Annotated in this window: 23 protein-coding genes; 13 read left to right on the forward strand and 10 right to left on the reverse strand. The window is 69.0% G+C overall.

Annotated features, from left to right (window positions below):
• Window positions 1-7 precede the first annotated feature (7 nt).
• The gene (locus tag HV783_RS09940; protein ID WP_049070818.1) at window positions 8-769 is read left to right on the forward strand and encodes a maleate cis-trans isomerase family protein; all 762 of its coding nucleotides are present in this window, start codon (window positions 8-10) and stop codon (window positions 767-769) included.
• Between the two features lie 55 nt (window positions 770-824).
• Here the strand turns inward: HV783_RS09940 and HV783_RS09945 are convergent, their stop codons facing one another.
• Window positions 825-1,751 carry a LysR family transcriptional regulator gene (locus HV783_RS09945; protein WP_175189062.1) on the reverse strand — a complete coding sequence of 309 codons (927 nt, stop codon included), beginning with the start codon at window positions 1,749-1,751 and terminating at the stop codon, window positions 825-827.
• Between the two features lie 157 nt (window positions 1,752-1,908).
• Here HV783_RS09945 and pcaD point away from each other — a divergent pair, with 157 nt between their 5' ends.
• Window positions 1,909-2,709, forward strand: a complete 801-nt coding sequence (pcaD, locus tag HV783_RS09950; RefSeq protein ID WP_054503774.1) for a 3-oxoadipate enol-lactonase — start codon at window positions 1,909-1,911, stop codon at window positions 2,707-2,709.
• 109 nt (window positions 2,710-2,818) lie between these two features.
• Here the strand turns inward: pcaD and HV783_RS09955 are convergent, their stop codons facing one another.
• Window positions 2,819-3,721 (reverse strand): NAD(P)/FAD-dependent oxidoreductase, encoded by a 903-nt coding sequence (locus HV783_RS09955; protein WP_175189063.1) that lies wholly within the window; start codon window positions 3,719-3,721, stop codon window positions 2,819-2,821.
• A gap of 122 nt (window positions 3,722-3,843) precedes the next feature.
• Between HV783_RS09955 and folB the strand changes: the two genes are divergently transcribed.
• Together folB and ttcA are read left to right on the forward strand one after the other, a co-directional pair.
• Window positions 3,844-4,203, forward strand: coding sequence for a dihydroneopterin aldolase (folB, locus tag HV783_RS09960; protein WP_006386740.1), 360 nt, complete (start codon window positions 3,844-3,846; stop codon window positions 4,201-4,203).
• 2 nt (window positions 4,204-4,205) lie between these two features.
• Window positions 4,206-5,222 (forward strand): tRNA 2-thiocytidine(32) synthetase TtcA, encoded by a 1,017-nt coding sequence (gene ttcA / locus HV783_RS09965; protein WP_254603856.1) that lies wholly within the window; start codon window positions 4,206-4,208, stop codon window positions 5,220-5,222.
• A gap of 94 nt (window positions 5,223-5,316) precedes the next feature.
• Here the strand turns inward: ttcA and HV783_RS09970 are convergent, their stop codons facing one another.
• The 5 genes from HV783_RS09970 to apaG form a co-directional block, all read right to left on the reverse strand.
• The gene (locus HV783_RS09970) at window positions 5,317-6,273 is read right to left on the reverse strand and encodes a D-2-hydroxyacid dehydrogenase family protein (RefSeq protein ID WP_054503622.1); all 957 of its coding nucleotides are present in this window, start codon (window positions 6,271-6,273) and stop codon (window positions 5,317-5,319) included.
• 63 nt (window positions 6,274-6,336) lie between these two features.
• Window positions 6,337-7,140, reverse strand: coding sequence for a DsbC family protein (locus HV783_RS09975; RefSeq protein WP_049070812.1), 804 nt, complete (start codon window positions 7,138-7,140; stop codon window positions 6,337-6,339).
• A 133-nt stretch (window positions 7,141-7,273) separates the two neighbouring features.
• Window positions 7,274-8,443 (reverse strand): UbiH/UbiF family hydroxylase, encoded by a 1,170-nt coding sequence (locus HV783_RS09980; RefSeq protein ID WP_049070811.1) that lies wholly within the window; start codon window positions 8,441-8,443, stop codon window positions 7,274-7,276.
• On the reverse strand, window positions 8,440-9,741 hold the full coding sequence (gene mltA, locus HV783_RS09985; protein ID WP_054503624.1) for a murein transglycosylase A: 1,302 nt from the start codon (window positions 9,739-9,741) through the stop codon (window positions 8,440-8,442). The genes HV783_RS09980 and mltA overlap by 4 nt, the downstream gene beginning before the upstream one ends.
• Window positions 9,742-9,780: 39 nt before the next feature.
• Window positions 9,781-10,155, reverse strand: a complete 375-nt coding sequence (apaG, locus tag HV783_RS09990; protein ID WP_054503625.1) for a Co2+/Mg2+ efflux facilitator ApaG/CorD — start codon at window positions 10,153-10,155, stop codon at window positions 9,781-9,783.
• Window positions 10,156-10,200: 45 nt separating this feature from the next.
• On the opposite strand from apaG, the gene rpe reads away from it, so the two are divergent.
• The 6 genes from rpe (at window position 10,201) to trpC (ending at window position 15,889) form a co-directional block, all read left to right on the forward strand.
• Window positions 10,201-10,920: a ribulose-phosphate 3-epimerase gene (rpe, locus tag HV783_RS09995; RefSeq protein WP_049070804.1), complete on the forward strand. Its 720-nt coding sequence runs from the start codon at window positions 10,201-10,203 to the stop codon at window positions 10,918-10,920.
• Window positions 10,921-10,931: 11 nt separating this feature from the next.
• Window positions 10,932-11,639, forward strand: coding sequence for a phosphoglycolate phosphatase (locus HV783_RS10000; protein ID WP_026385137.1), 708 nt, complete (start codon window positions 10,932-10,934; stop codon window positions 11,637-11,639).
• Window positions 11,640-11,914: 275 nt separating this feature from the next.
• Window positions 11,915-13,435: an anthranilate synthase component I gene (gene trpE / locus HV783_RS10005; protein WP_024067527.1), complete on the forward strand. Its 1,521-nt coding sequence runs from the start codon at window positions 11,915-11,917 to the stop codon at window positions 13,433-13,435.
• Between the two features lie 58 nt (window positions 13,436-13,493).
• Window positions 13,494-14,060: an aminodeoxychorismate/anthranilate synthase component II gene (locus HV783_RS10010; RefSeq protein ID WP_049077392.1), complete on the forward strand. Its 567-nt coding sequence runs from the start codon at window positions 13,494-13,496 to the stop codon at window positions 14,058-14,060.
• Window positions 14,061-14,072: 12 nt separating this feature from the next.
• Complete coding sequence (gene trpD, locus HV783_RS10015) at window positions 14,073-15,104, forward strand: anthranilate phosphoribosyltransferase (protein WP_049070803.1); 1,032 nt, start codon at window positions 14,073-14,075, stop codon at window positions 15,102-15,104.
• The gene (gene trpC, locus HV783_RS10020) at window positions 15,101-15,889 is read left to right on the forward strand and encodes an indole-3-glycerol phosphate synthase TrpC (protein WP_175189064.1); all 789 of its coding nucleotides are present in this window, start codon (window positions 15,101-15,103) and stop codon (window positions 15,887-15,889) included. The genes trpD and trpC overlap by 4 nt, the downstream gene beginning before the upstream one ends.
• A gap of 119 nt (window positions 15,890-16,008) precedes the next feature.
• Here trpC and HV783_RS10025 read toward each other — a convergent pair whose 3' ends face one another.
• The gene (locus tag HV783_RS10025) at window positions 16,009-17,892 is read right to left on the reverse strand and encodes a sigma-54-dependent Fis family transcriptional regulator (protein ID WP_175167229.1); all 1,884 of its coding nucleotides are present in this window, start codon (window positions 17,890-17,892) and stop codon (window positions 16,009-16,011) included.
• Between the two features lie 226 nt (window positions 17,893-18,118).
• Between HV783_RS10025 and adh the strand changes: the two genes are divergently transcribed.
• A complete protein-coding gene (adh, locus tag HV783_RS10030; RefSeq protein ID WP_054503629.1) occupies window positions 18,119-19,648 on the forward strand; it encodes an aldehyde dehydrogenase in 1,530 nt (509 codons plus the stop codon).
• Window positions 19,649-19,736: 88 nt separating this feature from the next.
• Window positions 19,737-20,114, forward strand: a complete 378-nt coding sequence (locus tag HV783_RS10035; RefSeq protein WP_064525954.1) for a DUF779 domain-containing protein — start codon at window positions 19,737-19,739, stop codon at window positions 20,112-20,114.
• 280 nt (window positions 20,115-20,394) lie between these two features.
• Here the strand turns inward: HV783_RS10035 and HV783_RS10040 are convergent, their stop codons facing one another.
• Complete coding sequence (locus HV783_RS10040) at window positions 20,395-21,039, reverse strand: 2-hydroxychromene-2-carboxylate isomerase (RefSeq protein WP_175189065.1); 645 nt, start codon at window positions 21,037-21,039, stop codon at window positions 20,395-20,397.
• A complete protein-coding gene (locus HV783_RS10045; RefSeq protein WP_054503632.1) occupies window positions 21,036-21,293 on the reverse strand; it encodes a DUF2917 domain-containing protein in 258 nt (85 codons plus the stop codon). The genes HV783_RS10040 and HV783_RS10045 overlap by 4 nt, the downstream gene beginning before the upstream one ends.
• A 144-nt stretch (window positions 21,294-21,437) precedes the next feature.
• Between HV783_RS10045 and HV783_RS10050 the strand changes: the two genes are divergently transcribed.
• Complete coding sequence (locus tag HV783_RS10050; RefSeq protein WP_054503633.1) at window positions 21,438-22,364, forward strand: LysR substrate-binding domain-containing protein; 927 nt, start codon at window positions 21,438-21,440, stop codon at window positions 22,362-22,364.
• Window positions 22,365-22,444: the final 80 nt, after the last annotated feature.

Here is a 22,444-nt window from a genome sequence, read left to right on the forward strand (position 1 = left end):
ACCCGCCATGACCCAGTCGCCCCGCGTCCTGCGCATCGGCCAGATCGTTCCCAGTTCCAACACCACCATGGAAACGGAGATCCCCGCCATGCTGCGCCGGCGCGAGACCATCGCGCCCGAACGCTTCACCTTCCATTCCAGCCGCATGCGCATGAAGCAGGTGACGGCGGCCGAGCTGGCCTCGATGGACCGCGAATCCGACCGCTGCGCGCAGGAACTGTCGGACGCGCGCGTCGACGTGCTGGGCTACGCCTGCCTGGTGGCCATCATGGCGCAGGGCCTGGGCTACCACCGCGCCTCGCAGGAACGGCTGCACCAGGCCACCGTGGACAACGGCGCGCCCGCGCCCATCGTCTCCAGCGCCGGCGCGCTGGTCGAGGGCCTGCACGCCATCGGCGCGCGCAAGGTCGCCATCCTGACGCCCTACATGAAGCCGCTGACCAAGCTGGTGGTGGACTACATCGAACACGAAGGCATCGAGGTGCACGACAGCCTGTCGCTGGAGATCGCCGACAACCTGAAGGTGGGCGCGCAGGACCCGCTGGCGCCCGCCAGCCATGTCGAACGCCTGGATACGCGCGGCGTCGACGCGGTGGTGCTGTCGGCCTGCGTGCAGATGCCGTCGCTGGCGTCGATCCAGCCGGTGCAGGACCGCCTGGGCCTGCCGGTGGTGACGGCCGCCGCGGCCACGGTCTATCGCATGCTCAAGGTGCTGGACCTGGAAACGCGCGTGCCCGACGCCGGCGAACTGCTGACCGGCAAGTACTGAGCGGCGTGGCCGCCACCTGCGCGACAGGCAGGGCAAGCGGCTTTCGGATGCGGGATCAGGGCTTGCGCTTTTTTACCGGCGACACAGCCTGTCGAATGGCGGGCGCGTGCGCGCGCAACGTGTCCCACAAGCGCGTCATGACCGGCCCCTGCGGCCGGTCGGCGCGGCGCGCGGCCGCCAACGTCTCGGTGCTGCCGGGCAGGTGACGATTGGCCAGCGACCGCAGACGGCCATCGCGCAACTCGTCTTCCACCAGGAAGCGCGGCATGTGGCCCCAGCCCAGGCCCTGCAGGATGATCTCCTTCTTCATCAGGTGGTCGGCCACGGTGCACTGACGCGCCCCCTCCACCATGAAGTAATCGCGCGCCGGCGTGTGGCGGGCGGTGTCGCGCATGACGCATTGGGTGTAGTCGCACAGGTGCTCGGGCCGCAACGCGCGCGGGGCGGACGGCAGATAGCCGGGTGCGGCCACCGGCACGAATGGCACGCTGCCCAGTTCCAGGCATTCGACGCGCGCCTCGCCCGGCTCCACGCGGTGCAGGATCAGGTCGGCATCGCCGTCCAGCAGCCGTTCCCACGGCCCGGTCACGGCCTCGAAGTGCAGGTTCAGGCGCGTGGCCGGCCATTGCGCGAAGAACTGGCCCAACAGTCCCAGCAGCAGCGGGCGTGGACAGAAGTCGCCAATCACCACGTTCAACTCGCTTTCCTGGCCCATCGCCAGTTGTTCGGCGTGGGCGCGCAGGCCGGCCAGTTCGCGCAGCAGGCGCTGCGCGCGCAGATGGAACGAATGCCCCGCGGCGGTGGGCCGCACCCGGTAGCCGCTGCGGTCCAGCAGCGTCAGGTCCAATTGGTGTTCCAGCTTGGCCACGGCGGCGAATACCGCCGGGTGCGAGCGGTGCAGGGTCTCGGCGGCGGCCTGGAAGCCGCCGGCCCGCACCACCGCGTCAAAGCACTGCAGGTCGTGCAGGGTGAACTCGCTCATGTCAGGTTTTCCTACAGTGACTGTGCGATCTTTGTAATTTCTTTCAGGCCGGGCGGCAACTACGATGTCTTCAACGACTACCCCGTTGCCCGGCCCGGCAGATGAGCGCGACATCCGCTCCAGGCCTCGCATCTCCTTCATGAACAGGACGCTCATCATGCCTGCCGACACGACTTTCATCACCACGGGCGACGGCGCCCGCATCGCCTACCGCTGGGACGGCGATGCCGGCCTGCCGCTGCTGGCCTTGTCCAACTCCATCGGCACCACGCTGCACATGTGGGACGACCTGGTGCCGGCGCTGGCGCGGCATTTCCGCGTGCTGCGCTTCGATACCCGCGGACATGGCAATTCCAGCGTGCCTGCCGGCGCCTACTCGCTGGACCGGCTCGGCCGCGACGTGCTGGAGCTGTTCGATGCGCTGGACGTGACGCGCGCCCACTTCCTCGGCCTGTCGCTGGGCGGCATCATCGGGCAATGGCTGGGCGTGCATGCGCCCGAGCGCATCGACCGCCTGATCCTGGCCAACACCTCGCCCTATCTCGGCCCCGCGCCGCAGTGGGATGAACGCATCGCCACCACGCTGCGGGCGCCGGACATGACACAGGCCGCCGAGACGTTCCTGGCGAACTGGTTCCCGGCGTCGATGCTGCGCGCCGGCGGGCCGGTCATCGACACCTTCCGCGACATGCTGCTGAACACCGATCCGCAAGGCCTGGCGGGCGCGTTCGCCGCGGTGCGCGACGCCGACCTGCGCCGCACCATCGCGCTGATTCCGCGGCCGACGCTGGTGATCGCGGGCCGCGACGACACCGTCACGGCCGCCAGCCATGGCGAACAGATCGCCGCGACCGTGCCGGGCGCGCAGTGGCTGCTGTTGGAGGCGGTGCACCTGTCCAACATCGAGCGGCCGGATGAATTCCGCGACGCGGTGCTGGGATTCCTGCTGGCGCGCTGAGGCCCGGGCGCGTCGCCCGATGCCGGCCGTTTGCAGGGTCGGACATTCGGCGACGCGATGGCGGCGTCGACGGGCCTGATGTCAGCGGCGCCGCACAACGGCCCCGGCGTTATTCCCCGGCGCGTTCCCAGCGCCGCTGGATCGCCTTGGCCGCCACCACGCCGTCCGCCATCGACGTGACCACGCAGGGATGCATGCGGTGAGCCACCTCGCCGATGGCGTAGATGTCCGGCACGCTGGTCTCGGCGGTGGCGAAATCGGTGCGGATGTAGCCACGCTCGTCGCGCGCCAGTTGCAGGCCGTCGGCGAACGCGGCCTGCGGCTCCCAGCCGTAGAACACCAGGATCAGGTCGTAGCGCTGGCCGTCGACGCTGCGGGTGGCCGGATCGACCTGGTACGGACCGATGCGCACGCCTTCCTTGCCGGCGCGCAGCACCCACTGCTGCTGGGCGCGCACGCTGCGGGCGTACAGGTGCACGGCGCGGGCGCCGCGGTTGCGCACATAGACGTAGTTCTCGAAGGCGTTGTCGCCGCCCCCCAGCACCGCCACCGACAGGCCGGAGTAATCCTGCGCCACGATCGGCGAACCCGGCCCGATCAGCACCCCCGGCCACTGCGAGCCCGGCGGATGTTCCGGAAAGCCCTTGGCGCGCACGCCCGAGGCGATCACCAGGGTGCGGCCGCGCGCCAGCGATACGTCCCCATTGGCGTCGGAAAGGGTCGCCTCGATGCCGCCCTTGCAGGGCCGCACCGCCGTCACCCGGGTGTCCAGGCGCAGCGGAACGCCGGCGGCGCGCACGCTGGTATCGATATTGGCGGCCACCTGCTGGCCGGTCATGCCGGGCAGCACCGCGATCCAGTCGTCGGCGAAGGGGTTGTCCACGGCCAGGCCGCCCAGGCGGCTGCTTGCCTCGACCAGCAACGGCGCCAGGCCCAGCCGGGCCAGCCAGAGGGCGCAGGAGGCGCCGGCCGGGCCGCCGCCTACAATGACCGCATCGTGCATCTGTTGCATTTCATCCCTTGTTTGCCGTCGCCGCCCCCACGCGGGCGTCCGGCCATGGCCGAATTGTAGCCAGCGCGCCGGCCCGGTCCGCCGCCGCCTTACAATTCCGGGATTCCACCCAGGTTTTCATCATGCCCACTCGCCGCATCATCCTATCCGGGCTCGCGCTCGACGCCCGCATCGGCATCCTCGAACATGAACGCCGCGCCACCCAGCCGCTGCACGTCGATGCCGAGTTCGACGTCGACATCCAGCGCGCGGTCGACGACCACGATATCCACAGCGTGCTGGACTATCGCCGCCTGCGCGAGGCCATCGTCGAGGAATGCACCCAGGCGCACGTGAACCTGATCGAAACCCTGGTGGAACAAGTCGCCGCGCGCCTGTTGGCCGACTTCCATGAAATCCGCTCGCTGCGCCTGCGCATCAGCAAGCCCATGGCCTTCTCCGACTGTGCGGCGGTGGGCGTGGAAATCCAGATCTCGCGTTGACCATGAACGATATCGCCTCCCCCGACATCCGCACCGTGGCGGACTCTCCTGACGCGGCGGCGCCGACCCGCGCCGTCTCCGTGGCCGGCCCCGACGACAAGAAGGCCCGCCACGAAGGCAACAAGCTCACCAAGCGCCTGGCGCGCGAGACCACCCGCGCCCTCTCCGACTACAACATGATCGAGGCGGGCGACCGCGTCATGGTGTGCCTGTCGGGCGGCAAGGACTCCTACGCCATGCTGGACATCCTGCTCCAGTTGCAAAAGCGCGCGCCGTTCCGGTTCGAACTGATCGCGGTCAACCTGGACCAGAAGCAACCCGGCTTTCCGGCCGACATCCTGCCGCGCTACCTGACCGAACTGGGCGTGCCGTTCCACATCGAGACGCAGGATACCTATTCCATCGTCACGCGCGTGCTCGAAGAGGGCAAGACGATGTGCTCGCTCTGTTCGCGCCTGCGCCGCGGCATCCTGTACCGCGTGGCCTCGGAACTGGGCGCCACCAAGATCGCGCTCGGCCATCACCGCGACGACATCCTGGGCACGTTCTTCCTGAACCTGTTCTACGGCGGCAAGGCCAAGGGCATGCCGCCCAAGCTGGTGTCCGACGACGGCCGCCACACCGTCATCCGCCCGCTCGCCTACGTGCCGGAAACCGACCTGATCGCCTACGCCGAACTCAAGCAGTTCCCGATCATCCCCTGCAACCTGTGCGGCTCCCAGGAAAACCTGAAGCGCAAGGAAGTCGGCCGCATGATCAAGCAATGGGACAAGGAGCACCCGGGCCGCTCGTGGAACGTCTTCAACGCGCTGTCACGCGTGGTGCCGTCGCACCTGATGGACCGCGACCTGTTCGACTTCGTCGGCCTCAAGCCGACCGGCGTGCCGGACGCCAACGGCGACACCGCGTTCGACACGGTCGATCCGTCGGATGAGGCGGACGAAGCCTGTGGCGATACGCCCGCCACGCCCGACGCCGCTGGCATCGTCGAAAAGAAAGTGACCTTCACGCGCGGCTGAACGCCGCCCTGTCCGCGCGCGGCGTGGATAGCAAAAGGCCCCGATGTTCCGACCCACGAGGGGCGAAATACCGGGGCCTTTTCCATAGTGGCGCTCAGGCGTTCAGCACCCTCACCGGCTGGCCGGCGCGCCAGGCCTTCACGGCCTCCAGCGCATTGCGGTAGAAGGCCTCGAAGTTCTCGCGGCTGACGTAGCCCAGGTGCGGCGTCAGGATGACGTTGTCCAGGTCGCGCACGCTGTCGGTGGGCGATAGCGGCTCTTCCGGATACACGTCCAGGCCGGCGCCGGCGATGCGGAACTTCACCAGCGCGTCCATCAGGGCTTCCTGGTCCACCAGCCCGGCGCGCGAGGTGTTCACCAGGTAGGCCGTCGGCTTCATCGCGGCCAGCGCCGCGGCGTCGACGATGTGGCGGCTGCGGTCGGACAGGATCAGGTGCAGGCTGACCACGTCGGAGGTGGCGAACAGTTCGTGCTTGTCCACCCGCGTGACCCCCGCCTCGGCGGCGCGCTCGTCGGTCAGGTTGGGGCTCCAGGCCACCACGTCCATGCCAAACGCGAGGCCCACCTTGGCCACCGCCGCGCCCAACTTGCCCAGTCCCAGCACGCCCAGGCGCTTGCCGGCCAGCGGCTCGGGCATGCCGGTCTGCCACATGCCGCGGCGCATGGCGGCGTCTTCGGCGGGCAGGTGCTTGAACAGGCCCAGGATGTGGGCCCACGCCAGTTCGGCGGTGGCGGTGTTGGCGTCGGCGCTGCCAGGCGCGCCACTGACCACGATGCCCTGCGCGGCGCAGGCCGGCATGTCGATGGCGTTGTTGCGCATGCCGGTGGTGACCAGCAGGCGCAGGTTGGGCAGCGCGCGGATGCGGTCGGCCGGGAACGGCGTGCGCTCGCGCATGGCCACGATCACGTCGAAGGGTTCGAGCGTGGCCTCGACCTGCTCGTCGGGGATGAAGTTGTTGAAGATCCGCACTTCGGCGTCGCCGCCCAGGGAACCCCAGTCCGCGTAGCGTTTGGCAACGTCGTGGTAATCGTCGAGTATTGCGATTTTCAAGTCTGTCTCCGGGTGGCGTGGCGCTCGCCGCGCCAGCCGCCCGGCCGACGCGACCCGCGCCGGTCAGTTCAGTCGTGCCTTGAGCTGGTCCAGCGGCAGCGCGCCGCTGATGCGCGTGCCGTCGGCGAAGAACAAGGTGGGGGTGCCGCGCACCATCAGTTGCTTGCCCAGCGCCAGCAGCTTGTCCTCGGGCACGCTGCAATTGGCGGTGGCCGGCTTCTGGCCGCGCAGCATCCAGTCGTCCCAGGCCTTGCCCGGGTCCGGCGCGCACCAGACGTCGCGCACCTTGGTGTTCGAGTCCGGCGACAGGATCGGGTACAGGAAGGTATAGACGGTGAGGTTGTCGACGTCCTCGAGCGTCTTGCGCAACTGCTTGCAGTAGCCGCAGTTGGGGTCTTCGAAAATGGCGACCTTGCGCGAGCCGTCGCCCTTGACCTGCTTGATGGCCAGGTCCAGCGGCAATTGGTCGAACGGGATGGAGCCGAGCTTTTCCTGCGCCTCGCGGGTGACGTCGCGGCGCGTCATGGCGTCGATCAACGGCCCTTCCATGACCCAGGTCACCTTTTCATCGGTGTACAGCAGATCCATGCCCAACTGCACCTCGAACAGGCCGTAGGGCGTGCGGCGCACGGCGGTCACGTCCATGCCGGTGAAGCGCTGCTTGAAACGTTCCTTGACCGCGTCCGCCACGGGGTCCGCCGGCGCCACCTGGGTGGTGGAATAGCTCTTGCCGCCCTTGTCCGCCTTGCCGACCGAATTGGTGGAGACGGACTTGTCGCCGCTGGCCTGCGCCTGGGCGCCGGCCGACAGGCCCAGCCCGGCGGCCATGAAGCAGGCCGCCAGCACGGCGGAAAAACGGAAATTCATGGGGACTCCTGTATTTGTGACGTCTCGCCTTCGATGGCCGAAAGCGTAACCGATCCGGCGCCCGGCCCGGGCCGGCCTTCAGGGAATCAGACACGCCCGCCGCGGGCGGGTTCCGCCCCCCGGGGACCGGTCCCTAATTCGTCGATGCGCCGGCGATCAGGCGCCGCTTGACCAGCGGCGCGCGCTCGACCCAGTGCATGCCGGCATTGCGCAGCCACACCAACGGCGTGGCGCGCGAGCCGAACAGCTTGTGCAAGCCGTCGGTGGCCAGCCGCAACGCCAGCACCGGCTCGGCGCGGGCGCGCTGGTAACGGTGCAGCACGCGCAGGTCGCCGGCCTGGCGGTAGGGTTCGCGTCCGGCCACGGTGCGGGCCAGCGCCTCGACGTCGCCCAGGCCCAGGTTCAGGCCCTGCCCGGCCAGCGGGTGCAGGCGATGCGCCGCGTCGCCGGCCAGCGCGATGCCGGGCGCCACCATCTGGGCGCGCTCCAGCGTCAGCGGGAAACCGTGCAGCGTGCTGCGCACCTTCAGGCGGCCCAGGCGGCCCTGCGCCGCGTGTTCCAGCATCGATTCGAGCCGCGCGGCCTGCTCCTCGGCCGGCAGCGCCAGCAACTCCCGGGCCTGCGCGTCGCGCATCGACCAGACCATCGACACCTGCGGGCCGTCGGCCGTGTCCGGCAGCGGCAGCAGCGCCAGCACGCCGTCGTCGCGGAACCACTGGAAGGCGGTGCCCTGGTGGGCGCGCTCGGCGTCCAGGTTCACCACCAGCCCGGTGTCGTGGTAGGACACGGCGTCGTGCTTGAGGCCGGCGGCGGTGCGCAGCGGCGAAGCGGCGCCATCGGCGCCGACGAACAATTCGGCCTGGATGCGGGCGCCGCTCTCGGTTTCCACCGTGCCAGCCTGGTAGCCGGTGCAGCGGTCTTCCAGCCAGGGGATGCCGAACATGCGCACGGCCTGGATCAGCACCCGCTCGATCTCGCCGGACTCGACGATCCAGGCCAGTTGCGGCAAGGCCGCCTGCCAGGCATTCAGGTGTACCAGGCCATCGGCGTCGCCATGGATCTCCATGGCCTGCACCGGCGTCAGGCGGGCCGACGGCAGCGCGTCCCACACGCCCAGCTCGGCCAGGAAACGCTGGCTCGCGGGCGAAATGGCGTAGACGCGCGCGTGGTAATGGTTGGGATCGGCCGGCGGCACGCTCATGCGCGGCGCCAGCAGGGCCACGCGCTGGCCGCGGCGGGCCAGCGCCAGGGCCGAGGACAGGCCGACGATGCCGGCCCCGCAAACCACGATCTGGTGTGTCATCTTGCGCTCGGCTCCCCGGCCTGTTTCGGCCACAGCAGCCACATCTGGCCGCGCTGCTTCATGCGCCCGGCCTGCTGGCCGGCCTCGTCGCCGTAGCCCCAGTAGAAGTCGGCGCGCGCCGCGCCGCGGATGGCGGTGCCGGTGTCCTGCGCGAACACCAGGCGCTGCAACGGCCGGTCGGAGGCCGGGAAGGTGGTGGCCAGGAACACCGGCGTGCCCAGCGGCACGAAGCCGGCGTCCACCGCGATCGCGCGTTTCGGCGCCAGGTTGACGCCATAGGCGCCCTTGGGGCCGAGTTCGGGGTCGATCACCGGCTCTTCGCGGAAGAACACCACCGCCGGGTTGGCGTTGAGCATCTCGGGCACGCGCTTGGGATTGCGCTGCGCCCACGCGCGGATGTTCTGCATCGAGGCCTGGTCGGCCGACAGCTCGCCGCGGTCCGCCAGCCAGCGGCCGATGGACACGTAGGGCTGGCCGTTATGGTCGGCGTAGGCCACGCGGATGGTCTTGCCGCTGTCGGGGCCGTCGGTCAGCAGCACGCGGCCCGAGCCCTGCACCTGCAGGAAGAAGTTGTCGACCGGGTCGTCGACCCACACCACCACCGGCGGGCGGCGGCCGGTCGACTCGATGGCCGCGCGGGTGTCATAGGGCACCACGCGCTTGCCGTCGAGCTTGCCGCGCACGCGCTTGCCAGCCAGTTCCGGATAGACCGACCCCAGGTCGATGGTCAGCAGGTCGGCCGGCACCGCGTACAGGGGCCATTGATAGTTGCCGCCCTGGCGGCGCGAACCGCGCACCAGCGGCTCGTAATAGCCGGTGACGGTGTTGGTGGCCGGCTTGCCGTCGGCCGCGTTCAGGCGCCAGGGTTGCAGGTAGGTCTGCAGGAAGCGGCGCACGCCCTCGGGGTCGTTGGCGGCCGGCGCCCGCGAAGGATCAGCCGCCGCGGCGCACACCGGCTGCCAGGCGCGCGGTGTGGCGCGCGCCGGCGCGGCCAGGTTGCCGCTGGTCGGGCGCATCAGCCCCTTGCAATTGCGCAGAAACAGGGGCCAGATCTGCGCCAGATCGTCATTGGTCCAGCCCGGCATCTCGGCCCAGGTGCCGGCCTTGTACTTGCCGGCCAGGGCGCGCGGCGGCGTATCGGGAAGGGACGACAGCGCCGGCACCACCAGCGGGCCGTCGACGGAGGCCGGGCGGGCGCCGGACGCGCCGGGTTCGCCGGATTCGGGCGGAATCTCGGAAGGGGTGGTACATGCCGCCAGCAGGACCGACAGCACGGACAGGCTAAGAATGCGCTTCATGAGCAGATGGAAAACCGTACAACGTATGACCGCGCCCCGTCAGTGCAGCGTGCGCGGCATGGCCAGGACGAATTCGGATATCGGCACTTCGAACGGGATGCCGTTCTCGCCGACGCAATGGTAGGTGCCGCGCATCGTCCCGACCGGCGTGGGCAGGGGACAGCCGCTGGTGTACTCGAAGGTCTCGCCGGGCGCCAGCAGGGGCTGCTGGCCCACGACGCCCAGCCCGCGCACTTCCTGCACGCGCTGGTTGCCATCGGTGATAATCCAGTGGCGGCTGATCACCTGGGCCGGATGTTCCCCGGTGTTGGTGATGCGCACGGTATAGGCGAACACGAATTGCTGCTCGCCGGGATCGGACTGTTCAGGCACGAAGCGCGGAGTGACAGAGACGCTCAGGTCGTAGGGTTTCACAGTCCTTTCCTGTGTGGCACGAGCAAGCTGCAATAATGGCACATTATGCCTTCACCCACCCCGAACACCATGTCTACCACCACCCGCATCACCCCCAGCATCCTGTCCGCCGACTTCGCCCGCCTGGGCGAGGAAGTGCGTGACGTGGTCGCCGCCGGCGCCGACTGGATCCATTTCGATGTGATGGACAATCACTACGTGCCCAACCTGACCATCGGCCCGATGGTCTGCGCGGCGATCCGTCCCCATGTTTCCGTGCCGATCGACGTGCACCTCATGGTCGAGCCGGTGGACGCCCTGGTGCCGATGTTCGCCAAGGCCGGCGCCAACTACATCAGCTTCCACCCGGAAGCCAGCCGCCACGTCGACCGCACCCTGTCGCTGATCCGCGAGAACGGCTGTAAGGCCGGCCTGGTGTTCAACCCCGCCACGCCCCTGTCGTACCTGGACCACGTCATGGACAAGGTCGACCTGGTGCTGATCATGTCGGTCAACCCCGGCTTCGGCGGCCAGAGCTTCATCCCCGGCGCGCTGACCAAGCTGCGCGAGGCCCGCGCCCGCATCGACGCCTGGACCCAGGCTGGCGGCCACGAAATCGTGCTGCAGGTGGACGGCGGCGTGAAGATCGACAACATCGCCGAAATCCGCCGCGCCGGCGCCGACACCTTCGTGGCCGGCTCGGCCATCTTCGGCAAGCCCGACTACCCCGGCATCATCAAGTCCATGCGCGAGCAGATCGCCATCGGCGAAACCACCGCCGTCTGAGGAACCCCGCCATGACTCCCTTCCGCGCCGCGCTGCTGGACCTGGACGGCACCCTGCTCGACTCCATCCCCGACCTGGCCTTCGCGGCCAACGCCATGCGCGTGGAACTCGGCATGATCGCGCTGCGCGAGGATGTCGTGGCCACCTTCGTCGGCAAGGGGGTGGACAATCTGGTGCGCCGCAGCCTGGCCGGCAGCCTGGACGCCGCCGACCCCTCGCCCGAGGACTTCGCCCGGGCGCGCGAGGCCTTCTACCGCCACTATCACCTGGTCAACGGCGAACGCGCCCAGGTCTACCCGGGCGTCATGGAAGGGCTCAAGCACATGCGCGACCAGGGCCTGAAACTGGCCGTGGTCACCAACAAGCCCACCGAATTCACCCTGCCGCTGCTGCAACGCACCGGCCTGGCCGGGTTCTTCGACGCGGTGGTGTGCGGCGACACCTGCGCCCGCCGCAAGCCCGACCCCGACCAGGTGCTGCACGCCTGCGAGCTGCTGGGCGTGACGGTGGCCGAGGCCGTCACCATCGGCGATTCCATCAACGACGCCCAGGCCGGCCGCAGCGCCGGCACCCAGGTGCTGGTGGTGCCTTACGGTTACAACGAAGGCCGTGACGTGCGCGAGCTCGATGTCGATGGTATAGTGGACACGCTCGTCAACGCCGCCCAGTGGGTGGAGCTCTGGAATCAGAACCAGAACGCCGCGAAAGCCCAGGCCTGAAGCCGGGGTCCGCGCCCTTGACGGCATACCTGACTATCGAACCGCTATCACCTGATGAACGTTTCCATCCAGAACCAAATGCTCGGCGCCTCGTGGCGCTGGTGGCGTTTGTCTTCCGGGTGGCGATGATTCCCTTCCCGGCCCTGGACGCGTCCCCGCCTCCCAGCGCCGATACTGTGTAGAACACAGAGCCAAGCCCGGAACCAGTAACCTGGACCGGGCTTTTTGTTGTGCGCCCGGTCCCAAGCAGATACCCATCGCCCACGAGACCCGCCATGACCGAAATCGAATTCAAAGCCCTCGCCGCCCAAGGCTACAACCGCATCCCGCTGGTGGCCGAGACCTACGCCGACCTGGACACCCCGCTGGGCATCTACCTGAAGCTGGCCCACGCCGGCCCGCAGGCCGGCCGCATGACCTGCCTGATGGAGTCGGTGGTGGGCGGCGAGCGCTTCGGCCGCTATTCGTTCATCGGCCTGCCGGCCCGTACCGTGATCCGCGCCAGCGGCACCCGCACCGAAGTGCTGCACGACGGCAAGGTCGTGGAAACCCATGACGGCGACCCGCTGGCCTTCATCGAGCAGTACCAGGCCCGCTTCAAGGTGGCCCTGCGCCCCGGCATGCCGCGCTTCTGCGGCGGCCTGGCCGGCTACTTCGGCTACGACACCGTGCGCCACATCGAACCGTGCCTGGGCCCCGCCGTGAAGCCGTTCCCGGCCGGCATGGAAGGCGGCACGCCCGACCTGATGCTGATGCACGTGGACGAACTGGTCATCGTCGACAACCTGGCCGGCCGCATCTACCTGATGGTCTACGCCGATCCGGGCCAGCCCGAAAGCTACAGCCGCGCCCAGCAGCGCCTGCACGACCTGCGCGCGCGCCTGCGACGCCCGGTGGAAATTCCCTACAGCCACGCCAGCATGCAGACCGAAGAGCGGCGCGACTTCAAGAAAGAAGACTACCTGGCGGCCGTGCACCGCGCCAAGGAACACATCGCCGCCGGCGACCTGATGCAGGTGCAGATCGGCCAGGTCATCGCCAAGCCGTTCCGCGACTCCCCCCTCTCGCTGTACCGCGCCCTGCGGTCGCTCAATCCCTCCCCCTACATGTACTTCTGGAACTTCGGTGATTTCCAGGTGGTGGGCGCGTCGCCCGAGATCCTGGTGCGCCAGGAGCGCGTGGTGGTGGACGGCGCGCCCAAGTCGCAGGTCACCATCCGCCCGCTGGCCGGCACCCGCAAGCGCGGCGCCACGCCCGAGGAAGACGCCGCCCTGGCCGCCGAGCTCAAGGCCGACCCCAAGGAAGTGGCCGAGCACGTGATGCTGATCGACCTGGCCCGCAACGACGTCGGCCGCGTCGCCGAGGTGGGTTCGGTCAAGGTCAGCGACACCATGGTGATCGAGCGCTATTCGCACGTGATGCACCTGGTGTCCAACGTCACCGGCAACCTGAACCCGGGCATGAGCAGCATGGACGTGCTGCGCGCCTCGTTCCCGGCCGGCACCCTGACCGGCGCGCCCAAGGTCGAGGCCATGAAGATCATCGACGAGCTCGAGCCCGTGCGCCGCGGCATCTACGGCGGCGCGGCCGGCTACCTCAGCTACGGCGGCGAAATGGACGTGGCCATCGCCATCCGCACCGGCGTCATCAAGGACGGCACGCTGTACGTGCAGGCCGCCGCCGGCATCGTCGCCGACTCCAACCCCGAAGCCGAATGGGCCGAGACCGAGGCCAAGGCCCGCGCCGTGCTGCGCGCCGCCGAGCAGGTCCAGCACGGCCTGGACGAGCCCATCTGAGACGCCCGCCGCCCCGATGACCGCCCCGGGCCGCGAATCGGCCCGCCTGGAGAAAAAAATGCTGCTGATGATCGACAACTACGACTCGTTTACCTACAACCTGGTCCAGTACTTCGGTGAACTGGGCGAGGACGTGCGCGTGGCGCGCAACGACCAGATCACCCTGGAAGAGATCGCCGCGCTCAACCCCGACCGCATCTGCGTGTCGCCCGGCCCGTGCTCGCCGGCCGAGGCCGGCATCTCGGTGCCCGTCATCCAGGCCTTCGCCGGCAAAAAGCCGATCCTGGGCGTATGCCTGGGCCACCAGGCCATCGGCGCCGCCTACGGCGGCAACATCGTCCGCGCCCAGCAGATCATGCACGGCAAGACCGTGCGCATCTCGCATACCGGGACGGACATCTTCACCGACCTGCCGACGCCGTACACTGTCATCCGCTACAACTCGCTGACCATCGACCCGGCGACGCTGCCCGAGTGCCTGGCCGTGACCGCCACGGCGCCGGACGGCGACATCATGGGCGTGCGCCACAAGACGCTGCCCCTGTACGGAGTACAGTTCCACCCCGAATCCGTGCTCAGCGAACACGGCCACGCCCTGCTGCGCAATTTCCTGAACCTCGCCTAAGAAGGACGCACCGTGACGATCTCCCCCTCCGAAGCGCTGACGCGCTGTATCGAACACCGCGAAATTTTCCACGACGAAATGCTGCATCTGATGCGCATGCTGATGCGCGGCGAGATGTCGCCGCAGATCGCAAGCGCCCTGCTGATGGGTCTGCGCGTGAAAAAGGAAACGGTGGGTGAAATCACCGCGGCCGCGCAGGTCATGCGCGAATTCGCCACGCCGGTGGTCACGCCCAACCCCGAAGACCTGCTCGACATGTGCGGCACCGGCGGCGACGGCAGCCACACCTTCAACATCTCCACCACCGCCATGTTCGTGGCGGCGGCGGCCGGCGTGCCGATCGCCAAGCACGGCAACCGCAGCGCGTCCTCGTCGAGCGGCAGCGCAGACGTGCTGGAAGCCCTGGGCGCCAACCTGGTGCTGACGCCCGAGCAGGTGGCCGAGTGCATCCAGGCCACCGGCATCGGCTTCATGTTCGCGCCCGCCCATCACGGCGCCATGAAGAACGTGGCCGCGGTCCGCAAGGAACTGGCGGTGCGCACCATCTTCAACATCCTCGGCCCGCTGACCAACCCGGCCGGCGCCGCCAACCAGTTGATGGGCGTGTTCCACCCCGACCTGGTCGGCATCCAGGTGCGCGTGCTGGAACGCCTGGGCTCGCGCCACGTGCTGGTGGTGCATGGCAAGGACGGCATGGACGAGGCCTCGCTGGGCGGCGCCACCATGGTGGGCGAACTCAAGGACGGCAAGGTCAGCGAGTACGAGATCCACCCCGAGGACTACGGGCTATCCATGATGTCCAACCGCAGCATCAAGGTGTCCAATCGCGAGCAATCGCGCGAGCTTGTCATAGAGGCGCTGGACAATGTCGAGGGCACCGCCCGCGACATCGTCGCGCTGAATGCGGGTCTCGCCATTTACGCAGGCAATAAAGCCGATTCCATTCCCGCAGCGTTAGCGCTAGCATTTGAACTGATTTCCACCGGTGCGGCGCGAGCCAAGCTGGAAGATTTCTGCGCATATACCCGGAAATTCCAGAAATGAACGATATTCTCGCGAAGATCCTCGCCGTCAAGGTCGAGGAAGTCGCCGCCGCCCGCCAGATGCGCAGCGAAGCCGAAGTCCTGCGCGAAGCGCAGGCGCGCCAGGACGTGCGCGGCTTCGCCCAGGCCATCGAAGACAAGATCTCGCAGGGCAAGGCCGGCGTCATCGCCGAAATCAAGAAGGCCTCGCCCTCCAAGGGCGTGCTGCGCGACACCTTTCAACCGGCTGAAATCGCGGCCTCCTATGCCGTGCACGGCGCCGCCTGCCTGTCGGTGCTGACCGACGTGCAGTTCTTCCAGGGCTCGCACGACCACCTGCGCCAGGCGCGCGCGGCCTGCTCGCTGCCGGTGCTGCGCAAGGACTTCGTGATCGATCCCTACCAGATCATCGCCGCGCGCGCGATGGGCGCCGACTGCGTGCTGCTGATCGTCGCCGCGCTCACGCCCACGCAACTGCGCGAGATGGAAACGCTGGCCATGGAACTGGGCATGGACGTGCTGGTGGAAGTGCACGACGCCGAGGAACTGGACATCGCGCTGACGCTGAAGACGCCGCTGCTGGGTATCAACAACCGCAACCTGCGCACCTTCGAGACCAGCCTGCAAAACACGCTGGATCTGCTGCCGCGCATTCCCGCCGGCAAGCGCGTGGTGACGGAAAGCGGCATCCTCAAGCCGGAAGACGTGAAGCTGATGCGCGCGCACAAGGTCGACGCCTTCCTGGTGGGCGAGGCCTTCATGCGCGCCGCGGACCCGGGCGCCGAGCTGGCGCGCGTGGTCGGCTGAGCCGCCGCCGGTCCCGCGCCACGCGCGATACGGGGCGCGGCCCGCCAGGGCGTCCTTGCATGTTCATGCCTGCGTGTTGATGCATGCGTGCTCTTGCATGCGCGTTCACGCAGCGTCGTTCAACCTGGCCGTGCCAGCCCCAGCGCCGCCGCGCGTCGGTACAAGGTGCTGCGGTGCACGCCCAGCGCGCGCGCCGCGGCGCTGACGTTGCCGGCGTGCGCGGCCAGCGCCGCGCGGATCGCGTCGTCGGCCATGGCCTGCAGGCTGGCCGCGCCCGCGGCCGCCTGCGCCGCCGGCATGCCGCGGATGTCCGCCGGCAGCATTTCTTCATCGACCCTGCCGGACGCGCCCGCCAGCACGTGCAGCGTGCGCAGCACCGCCGCCATCTGGCGATAGTTGCCGGGCCAGGCGTATTGCGCCAGCGCGTCCTCGATGCCCCCCGGCAGCGCCGGCCCGCTGCCCTGCGCGGCCCACAGCGTGCGCAGTAATTCGCGCAGGTCGGGGCGGGCGCGCAGCGGCGCGAGCGTCACGGTGTATTCGGCGATCCGGAAGTACAGGTCGGGGCGCACCGGCGCGTCCGGGCCATCGTGCGCCAGCGCGCGATGGGTCGCGCACACCAGCGCGAAGTCGACCGCCACCGGCCGCGCCGCGCCCAGCGGCGACACCTCCCGCGACTGCAGCACGCGCAACAGGCGCGCCTGCAGCGCCAGCGGCATGTCGCCGATCTCGTCCAGGAACAGCACGCCCCCGTGTGCCTGCCGCAGCAGGCCCTTGCTGCCCTGGCGGCGCGCGCCGGTGAACGCGCCGTCTTCATAGCCGAACAGCTCCGACTCGATCAGGCTTTCGGGCAGCGCGGCGCAATTGACCGCCACGAACGGGCCGGCCGCGCGCCGGCTGCGCGCATGCAACTGGCGCGCGAAGACCTCCTTGCCCGCGCCGGTCTCGCCCTGCAGCAGGATCGATACGCCCGCGTCCGACAGATGCACCGCGCGCGCCAGCGCGCCCAGCGTGGCCGCGTCGAAACTGGCGGCATCGCGCTGGACCAGGGGCGCCGGCAGCGCGGGCGTGGCCGGCAGGCGCAGCGCCGGTTGCGGGGCGACCGGCGGCCGCGACCGGGGCAGGCGCAGGCGCGCGTGGTAGACCGCGCCGCCGCGCGCATGCACCCGCCCGGCCGCGTCGGGCGCCTGTTCCATGACGCCCTCGAACAGGTCCGCGTAGCGATAGACGCCCAGCGCTGTGGACGCCAGGCCCAGCACCTGCATGGCGCGGCGGTTGGCGCCCACCAGCAGATCGCCCTCGAAGGCCAGCAGGGCCTCGCCCGGCGTGCCCAGCGCGGAACGGTCGGCATGCAGGCGCAGCACCGCGCAGGGTTCGTGCGCGCTGTCGAACAGCCGGTGCTCGATCAGGTCGACGGCGGCCCGCACCAGCGCCAGCACGTCGGGGCGCACCTCGCGCGCGGGACTGGAAAGATCCAGCACGCCCAGCATGCGCCCTTCGCTGTCGGTGATCGGCACCGCGGCGCAGGTCAGGATGCGGTTGGGTTCGAAATAGTGTTCGGCGCCGTGCACCACCAGTGAACGGCCTTCCACCAGCGCGGTGCCGATGGCGTTGGTGCCCGCGGCGGCCTCGTCCCAGGCCGCCCCGGGCATCAGCGCGACGCGCGAGGCGCGTTGCGCGAAATCGATGTCGCCGTCGCTGTCCAGCACCAGGCCCTGGGCGTCCGACAGGATCACCAGGCCGTCGCTGCCGCCTTCGCGGCGCAGCAGCGACATGGCGGGTTCGGACAGCCGCCGCAAGGCCTCGTTGCGCTGGCGTGCCTCGCGCAATTCGGCGGCGGTCATGGGCTCGGCGCGGCGCTTGCCGCGCATGTCGAAACCCAGGTCGGCGCAGCGGCGCCAGGATCGCAGGATGGGTTCGGCGACCAGGCCGCCGGGCACCACGCCCTGCTGGTTGAACAGCTGGCGCGCTTGCGTCAGCGGGTGCCGACCGGATTGAGTGGCCATGCATGTCTCCTTGGACGGTGTTCTGCGACACCTGTTCCGCGACAGTGTCGCGAAACGCGACACACGGTAGCGGCGAAACGCCGCCCACGCCCCTGCCGGCGCGTGGCAATCTACTTTCGCACGCGGCATGCGCGCTTGTCCAGCCGCGTCCCCCGACATGGCACGCGGTTTGCTTGATACGAAGCAGGCACCCGACTGCCGTTACACCGACTATACGGAGACAAGCATGGACATCGCGACCCGCGTCACCCCCGAATCCTATGGCACGCGCCTGGACCTCAGGACGCAGTACGACAACTTCATCGACGGCAAATGGCAGAAGCCCGCCGACGGCGAGTACTTCGACAACGTCACGCCGGTCACCGGCCAGGTGCTGAGCCGCAACGCCCGCTCGAAAGAGCGCGACATCGAGCTGGCGCTGGATGCGGCGCATCGCGCCGCGCCCAAATGGGGTGCGACCCCAGCCGCCGAGCGCGCGCAGATCCTGATGCGTATCGCCGACGTGATGGAGGCCAACCTGGAACGCCTGGCCACCGCCGAGACCTGGGACAACGGCAAGCCGATCCGCGAGGCCCGCGCCGCCGACATCCCGCTGGCGATCGACCACTTCCGCTACTTCGCCTCATGCATCCGCAGCCAGGAAGGCGGGCTGTCCGAGATCGACCACGACACCGTCGCCTACCACTTCAACGAGCCGCTGGGCGTGGTCGGCCAGATCATCCCGTGGAACTTCCCCATCCTGATGGCCGCGTGGAAGCTGGCGCCGGCGCTTGCGGCGGGCAACTGCGTGGTGCTCAAGCCGGCCGAGCAAACGCCGCTGGGCATCCTGCTGCTGATGGAACTGATCGGCGACCTGCTGCCCCCGGGCGTGGTCAACGTGGTCACTGGCTTCGGCCTGGAAGCGGGCAAGCCGCTGGCCTCGAGCAAGCGCATCGCCAAGATCGCCTTCACCGGCGAGACCACCACGGGCCGCCTGATCATGCAGTACGCGTCGCAGAACATCATCCCCGTAACGCTGGAGCTGGGCGGCAAGTCGCCCAACATCTTCTTTGCCGACGTGGCGGCGCAGGACGACGACTTCCTCGACAAGGCGGTCGAGGGCTTCGTCATGTTCGCGCTGAACCAGGGCGAGGTCTGCACTTGCCCCAGCCGCGCGCTGATCCAGGAATCGCTCTACGACAGGTTCATGGAGCGCGCGCTCAAGCGCGTTGCCGAGATCAAGCAGGGCAACCCGCTGGACGCCGACACCATGCTGGGCGCGCAGGCCTCCACCGAGCAGTTGGAGAAGATCCTGTCGTACCTGGACATCGGCAAGCAGGAGGGCGCGGCGGTGCTGGCCGGCGGCGCGCGCGCCCAGTTGCCGGGCGCGCTCGAAGGCGGCTACTACGTGCAGCCCACCGTCTTCAAGGGGCACAACAAGATGCGCGTGTTCCAGGAAGAGATCTTCGGGCCGGTGGTGGCGGTGACCACGTTCAAGGACGCCGACGACGCGCTGGCGCTGGCCAACGACACGCTCTACGGCCTGGGCGCGGGGGTCTGGTCGCGCGACGCCAACACGTGCTATCGCATGGGCCGCGCCATCAAGGCCGGGCGGGTCTGGACCAACTGCTACCACGCCTATCCGGCGCACGCCGCGTTCGGCGGCTACAAGCAGTCCGGGATCGGCCGCGAGAACCACAAGATGATGCTCAACCACTACCAGCAGACCAAGAACCTGCTGGTGAGCTACTCGCCCAAGAAACTGGGTTTCTTCTGACCCACGGGCGATGCCCGCCGGTGCGTCGCGGATCGACCCATGCCGGGTCGTCCACGCCGCGCCGGCGCGGCGTCGCGGGAGTTGCATCATGCCAGGACCCACTCCGCGCGTGGTCGCCACCGACGCGGCGCGCGCGCTGATCGAAACCTTGCGCGCCAAGCACGGCCCGCTGATGTTCCACCAGTCGGGCGGCTGCTGCGACGGCAGTTCGCCCATGTGCTACGCGCAGGGCGAATTCCTCGTCGGCGGCTCGGACGTGCTGCTGGGCGAACTGGAAGGCTGCCCGTTCTACATGGGCGAGGACCAGTTCGCCTACTGGGAGCACACCCAGCTCATCATCGACGCCGTGCCTGGACGCGGCGGCGCGTTTTCGCTCGACAGCGCCGAAGGACAACGCTTCCTGCTGCGGTCGCGGCTGTACTCCGACGACGAGTGGGCCCACGTGGCCCCGGTCACGCGCGGCTGAAACCGGCCTGCGGAGCCGCCCGGCGGGCATGGCGCGTCAGGAACGCCGCGGTCCGCCGCCCTTGCGTGCCGGCTCGGCGCCACAGGTCACCTGCTGTTGCCACTGGAACGACACGCGGCGGATGCGCGCGGCGCGGAATTGCGTGAACGAACGGCCACCCGGCATGGGTGCGCCACGTAGCGGACTGCTGCTGTTTTTCATTGTGGGAAAAGCGTTGGCGGAGAAATTCTGCAAGATTGCCGCGTGGCCGCGGCCTGGAGGAAAAGCGGACCTGGCGGCCTCAGCCGGCCGCGGGGGCCCAGGCGCTGACGGGCGCGCGGCGGGTCCATTCGAGCGCGTCCTCGAGGCGGTCGTTGCCCCAGAACATTTCGCCATCCACCAGGAACGTCGGCGCTCCGAACAGGCCCAGGTGACGAGCCTCATCGACCCGGCGGCGCAGCGCTTCCTTGGCGGCTTCCGACTTGGCGCGCGCGATCAGCCCGTCGGCGTCCAGCGACAGCTCGGTCAGCAACGCGTGCACCACGTCCTCGGCCTGGATGTCCTCGTCGCGCTGGAAATTGGCGCGGAACACCGCCAGGCAGAAATCCCGGCCCCAGGGTTGGTCCTCGCCCAGCAGCGCGATGCGCGCCGGCAGCACGCTCATGCGCGGGAACAGGCGCGGCCGGTTGTAGGGCACGCCGTACTTTTCGGCCAGACGCGCGATATCGCGCATCATGTAGGCGCCCTTGCCGGGAAACAGGCGGAACGGCGTGTCATTCCAACCCTGGGCCTGGAAGATCGGACCCAACAGGAACGGTCGCAGGTCGACGCGCACGTCCGCCTGCGCCGCCAGGCCGGCGATGCGCTCGATCGCCAGATAGCTGTAGGGGCTGGCGAAATCGAACCACATCTCGAGGCTGGGCGTGGTGGACAGGGGCGCATTCATGGCACAAGCTCCAACGGCTGGGAAACCAGGGCGACCCGCGCATCCGGCAGGCCGCTGAGGACGACGTCTCGATCGCTGTCCACCGTGATGGACTCGCCGGCCCGCAGCACGCTGTCGTCCGGGCAACGGTATTCGGACAACCAGACCGTGCCGGCATGACACTCGATACGCAGGCCCGAGGCACGCTTGAGCAGCATAGTCGAACCCCGGGTCAAATGAAATGACATTCCCGCAGTGCAACATAACCGGATCATGGCGCATCCTCCGCCGCAACGGCGTCCAGCGTGCCGGGCGCGGTTGGCGTGTTGCCGCTTCGCCCGTCGTCTGAGTCATATTGGACGCCACAGGCGTTATATTGCACAAGCGACATTTCCGCCGCCTACGCATGAGTTTTACGCATGTCATACCCGCTAGCCAAACTTCCCCCGCTTGATCTGGTGCGAGGCTTCGTCGCCGTGGGCCGGCGCATGAGCATCACGCTGGCGGCACAGGACCTGCACGTGACGCAATCGGCCGTCAGCCGGCAGATCCGCGCGCTGGAAGCGCACCTGGGCGTGCCGCTGCTGTTGCGGGGCTTTCGCAGCGTCTCGTTCACGTCCGAGGGCGCACAGTTGTTCCGCATGGCGGACGGATGGCTGAGCCAGCTCGGCGACCTGACCGAGCAGTTGCGCGCGCCGGAGCGCCGCACCCCGGTCACCGTCACCACCACCATCGGCGTGGCCTCGCTCTGGCTGCTGCCGCGGCTGGGCGACTTCCAGGCCGCCTATCCCAATATCGACGTGCGCGTCGCGGCCGACAACCGCGTCATCGACATCGATCGCGAGAGCGTCGACATCGCCATTCGCTACAGCCTGCGCGACACGGTGCCGGACGGCGCCGTCTGGCTGTTCGGCGAGTCGGTGGTGCCGGTGGCGCATCCTTCGCTCAAGGCCCGCGCCCTGGACGCGCGCGAGCTGCAGCGGCACGTGCTGCTGGAATTCGACGACCCCACCCGCCCCTGGCTGCAATGGTCGGAATGGCTCAACGCGCGCGGCCTGGGCCGCGTGCGGCCAAAGGGCATGCTGCGCTTCAACCAGTACGACCAGATCGTGCATGCGGCGCTGGCCGGCCATGGCATCGCGCTGGGGCGGCTGGCGCTGATCGCGCCGATGCTGGCGGACCGGCGTCTGGCCACGATCGGCGGCCAGCCCGCCGATGCCACCGAACACGCCTACTGGCTGGTGCGCAATGCGCGCCGCAGCACCCCCGACGCCGAGATCGTGACGCGCTGGCTGGTGCAGCAGGCCGCGGCCACCGCGCGCCTGTTGACCCCTGAACAAGACTGACAAATGCGGTTCGCCCGCGGACATGCCGGCCTTTTCAGACCAACGCACCGGCCGATGGTCTGGGCAGCCCGCTACAAGTT

The organism is Achromobacter dolens (assembly GCF_902859745.1).
Lineage (GTDB): Bacteria > Pseudomonadota > Gammaproteobacteria > Burkholderiales > Burkholderiaceae_B > Achromobacter > Achromobacter dolens.

Bases quoted from the DNA above. Each gene is read 5' to 3' on its own strand.
- HV783_RS09940 (WP_049070818.1), top strand. From the start codon at position 8: ATGACCCAGTCGCCCCGCGTCCTGCGCATCGGCCAGATCGTTCCCAGT.
- HV783_RS09945 (WP_175189062.1), bottom strand. From the start codon at position 1,751: ATGAGCGAGTTCACCCTGCACGACCTGCAGTGCTTTGACGCGGTGGTG.
- pcaD (WP_054503774.1), top strand. From the start codon at position 1,909: ATGCCTGCCGACACGACTTTCATCACCACGGGCGACGGCGCCCGCATC.
- HV783_RS09955 (WP_175189063.1), bottom strand. From the start codon at position 3,721: ATGCAACAGATGCACGATGCGGTCATTGTAGGCGGCGGCCCGGCCGGC.
- folB (WP_006386740.1), top strand. From the start codon at position 3,844: ATGCCCACTCGCCGCATCATCCTATCCGGGCTCGCGCTCGACGCCCGC.
- ttcA (WP_254603856.1), top strand. From the start codon at position 4,206: ATGAACGATATCGCCTCCCCCGACATCCGCACCGTGGCGGACTCTCCT.
- HV783_RS09975 (WP_049070812.1), bottom strand. From the start codon at position 7,140: ATGAATTTCCGTTTTTCCGCCGTGCTGGCGGCCTGCTTCATGGCCGCC.
- HV783_RS09980 (WP_049070811.1), bottom strand. From the start codon at position 8,443: ATGACACACCAGATCGTGGTTTGCGGGGCCGGCATCGTCGGCCTGTCC.
- mltA (WP_054503624.1), bottom strand. From the start codon at position 9,741: ATGAAGCGCATTCTTAGCCTGTCCGTGCTGTCGGTCCTGCTGGCGGCA.
- rpe (WP_049070804.1), top strand. From the start codon at position 10,201: ATGCCTTCACCCACCCCGAACACCATGTCTACCACCACCCGCATCACC.
- HV783_RS10000 (WP_026385137.1), top strand. From the start codon at position 10,932: ATGACTCCCTTCCGCGCCGCGCTGCTGGACCTGGACGGCACCCTGCTC.
- trpE (WP_024067527.1), top strand. From the start codon at position 11,915: ATGACCGAAATCGAATTCAAAGCCCTCGCCGCCCAAGGCTACAACCGC.
- HV783_RS10010 (WP_049077392.1), top strand. From the start codon at position 13,494: ATGCTGCTGATGATCGACAACTACGACTCGTTTACCTACAACCTGGTC.
- trpC (WP_175189064.1), top strand. From the start codon at position 15,101: ATGAACGATATTCTCGCGAAGATCCTCGCCGTCAAGGTCGAGGAAGTC.
- HV783_RS10025 (WP_175167229.1), bottom strand. From the start codon at position 17,892: ATGGCCACTCAATCCGGTCGGCACCCGCTGACGCAAGCGCGCCAGCTG.
- adh (WP_054503629.1), top strand. From the start codon at position 18,119: ATGGACATCGCGACCCGCGTCACCCCCGAATCCTATGGCACGCGCCTG.
- HV783_RS10035 (WP_064525954.1), top strand. From the start codon at position 19,737: ATGCCAGGACCCACTCCGCGCGTGGTCGCCACCGACGCGGCGCGCGCG.
- HV783_RS10040 (WP_175189065.1), bottom strand. From the start codon at position 21,039: ATGAATGCGCCCCTGTCCACCACGCCCAGCCTCGAGATGTGGTTCGAT.
- HV783_RS10045 (WP_054503632.1), bottom strand. From the start codon at position 21,293: ATGATCCGGTTATGTTGCACTGCGGGAATGTCATTTCATTTGACCCGG.
- HV783_RS10050 (WP_054503633.1), top strand. From the start codon at position 21,438: ATGTCATACCCGCTAGCCAAACTTCCCCCGCTTGATCTGGTGCGAGGC.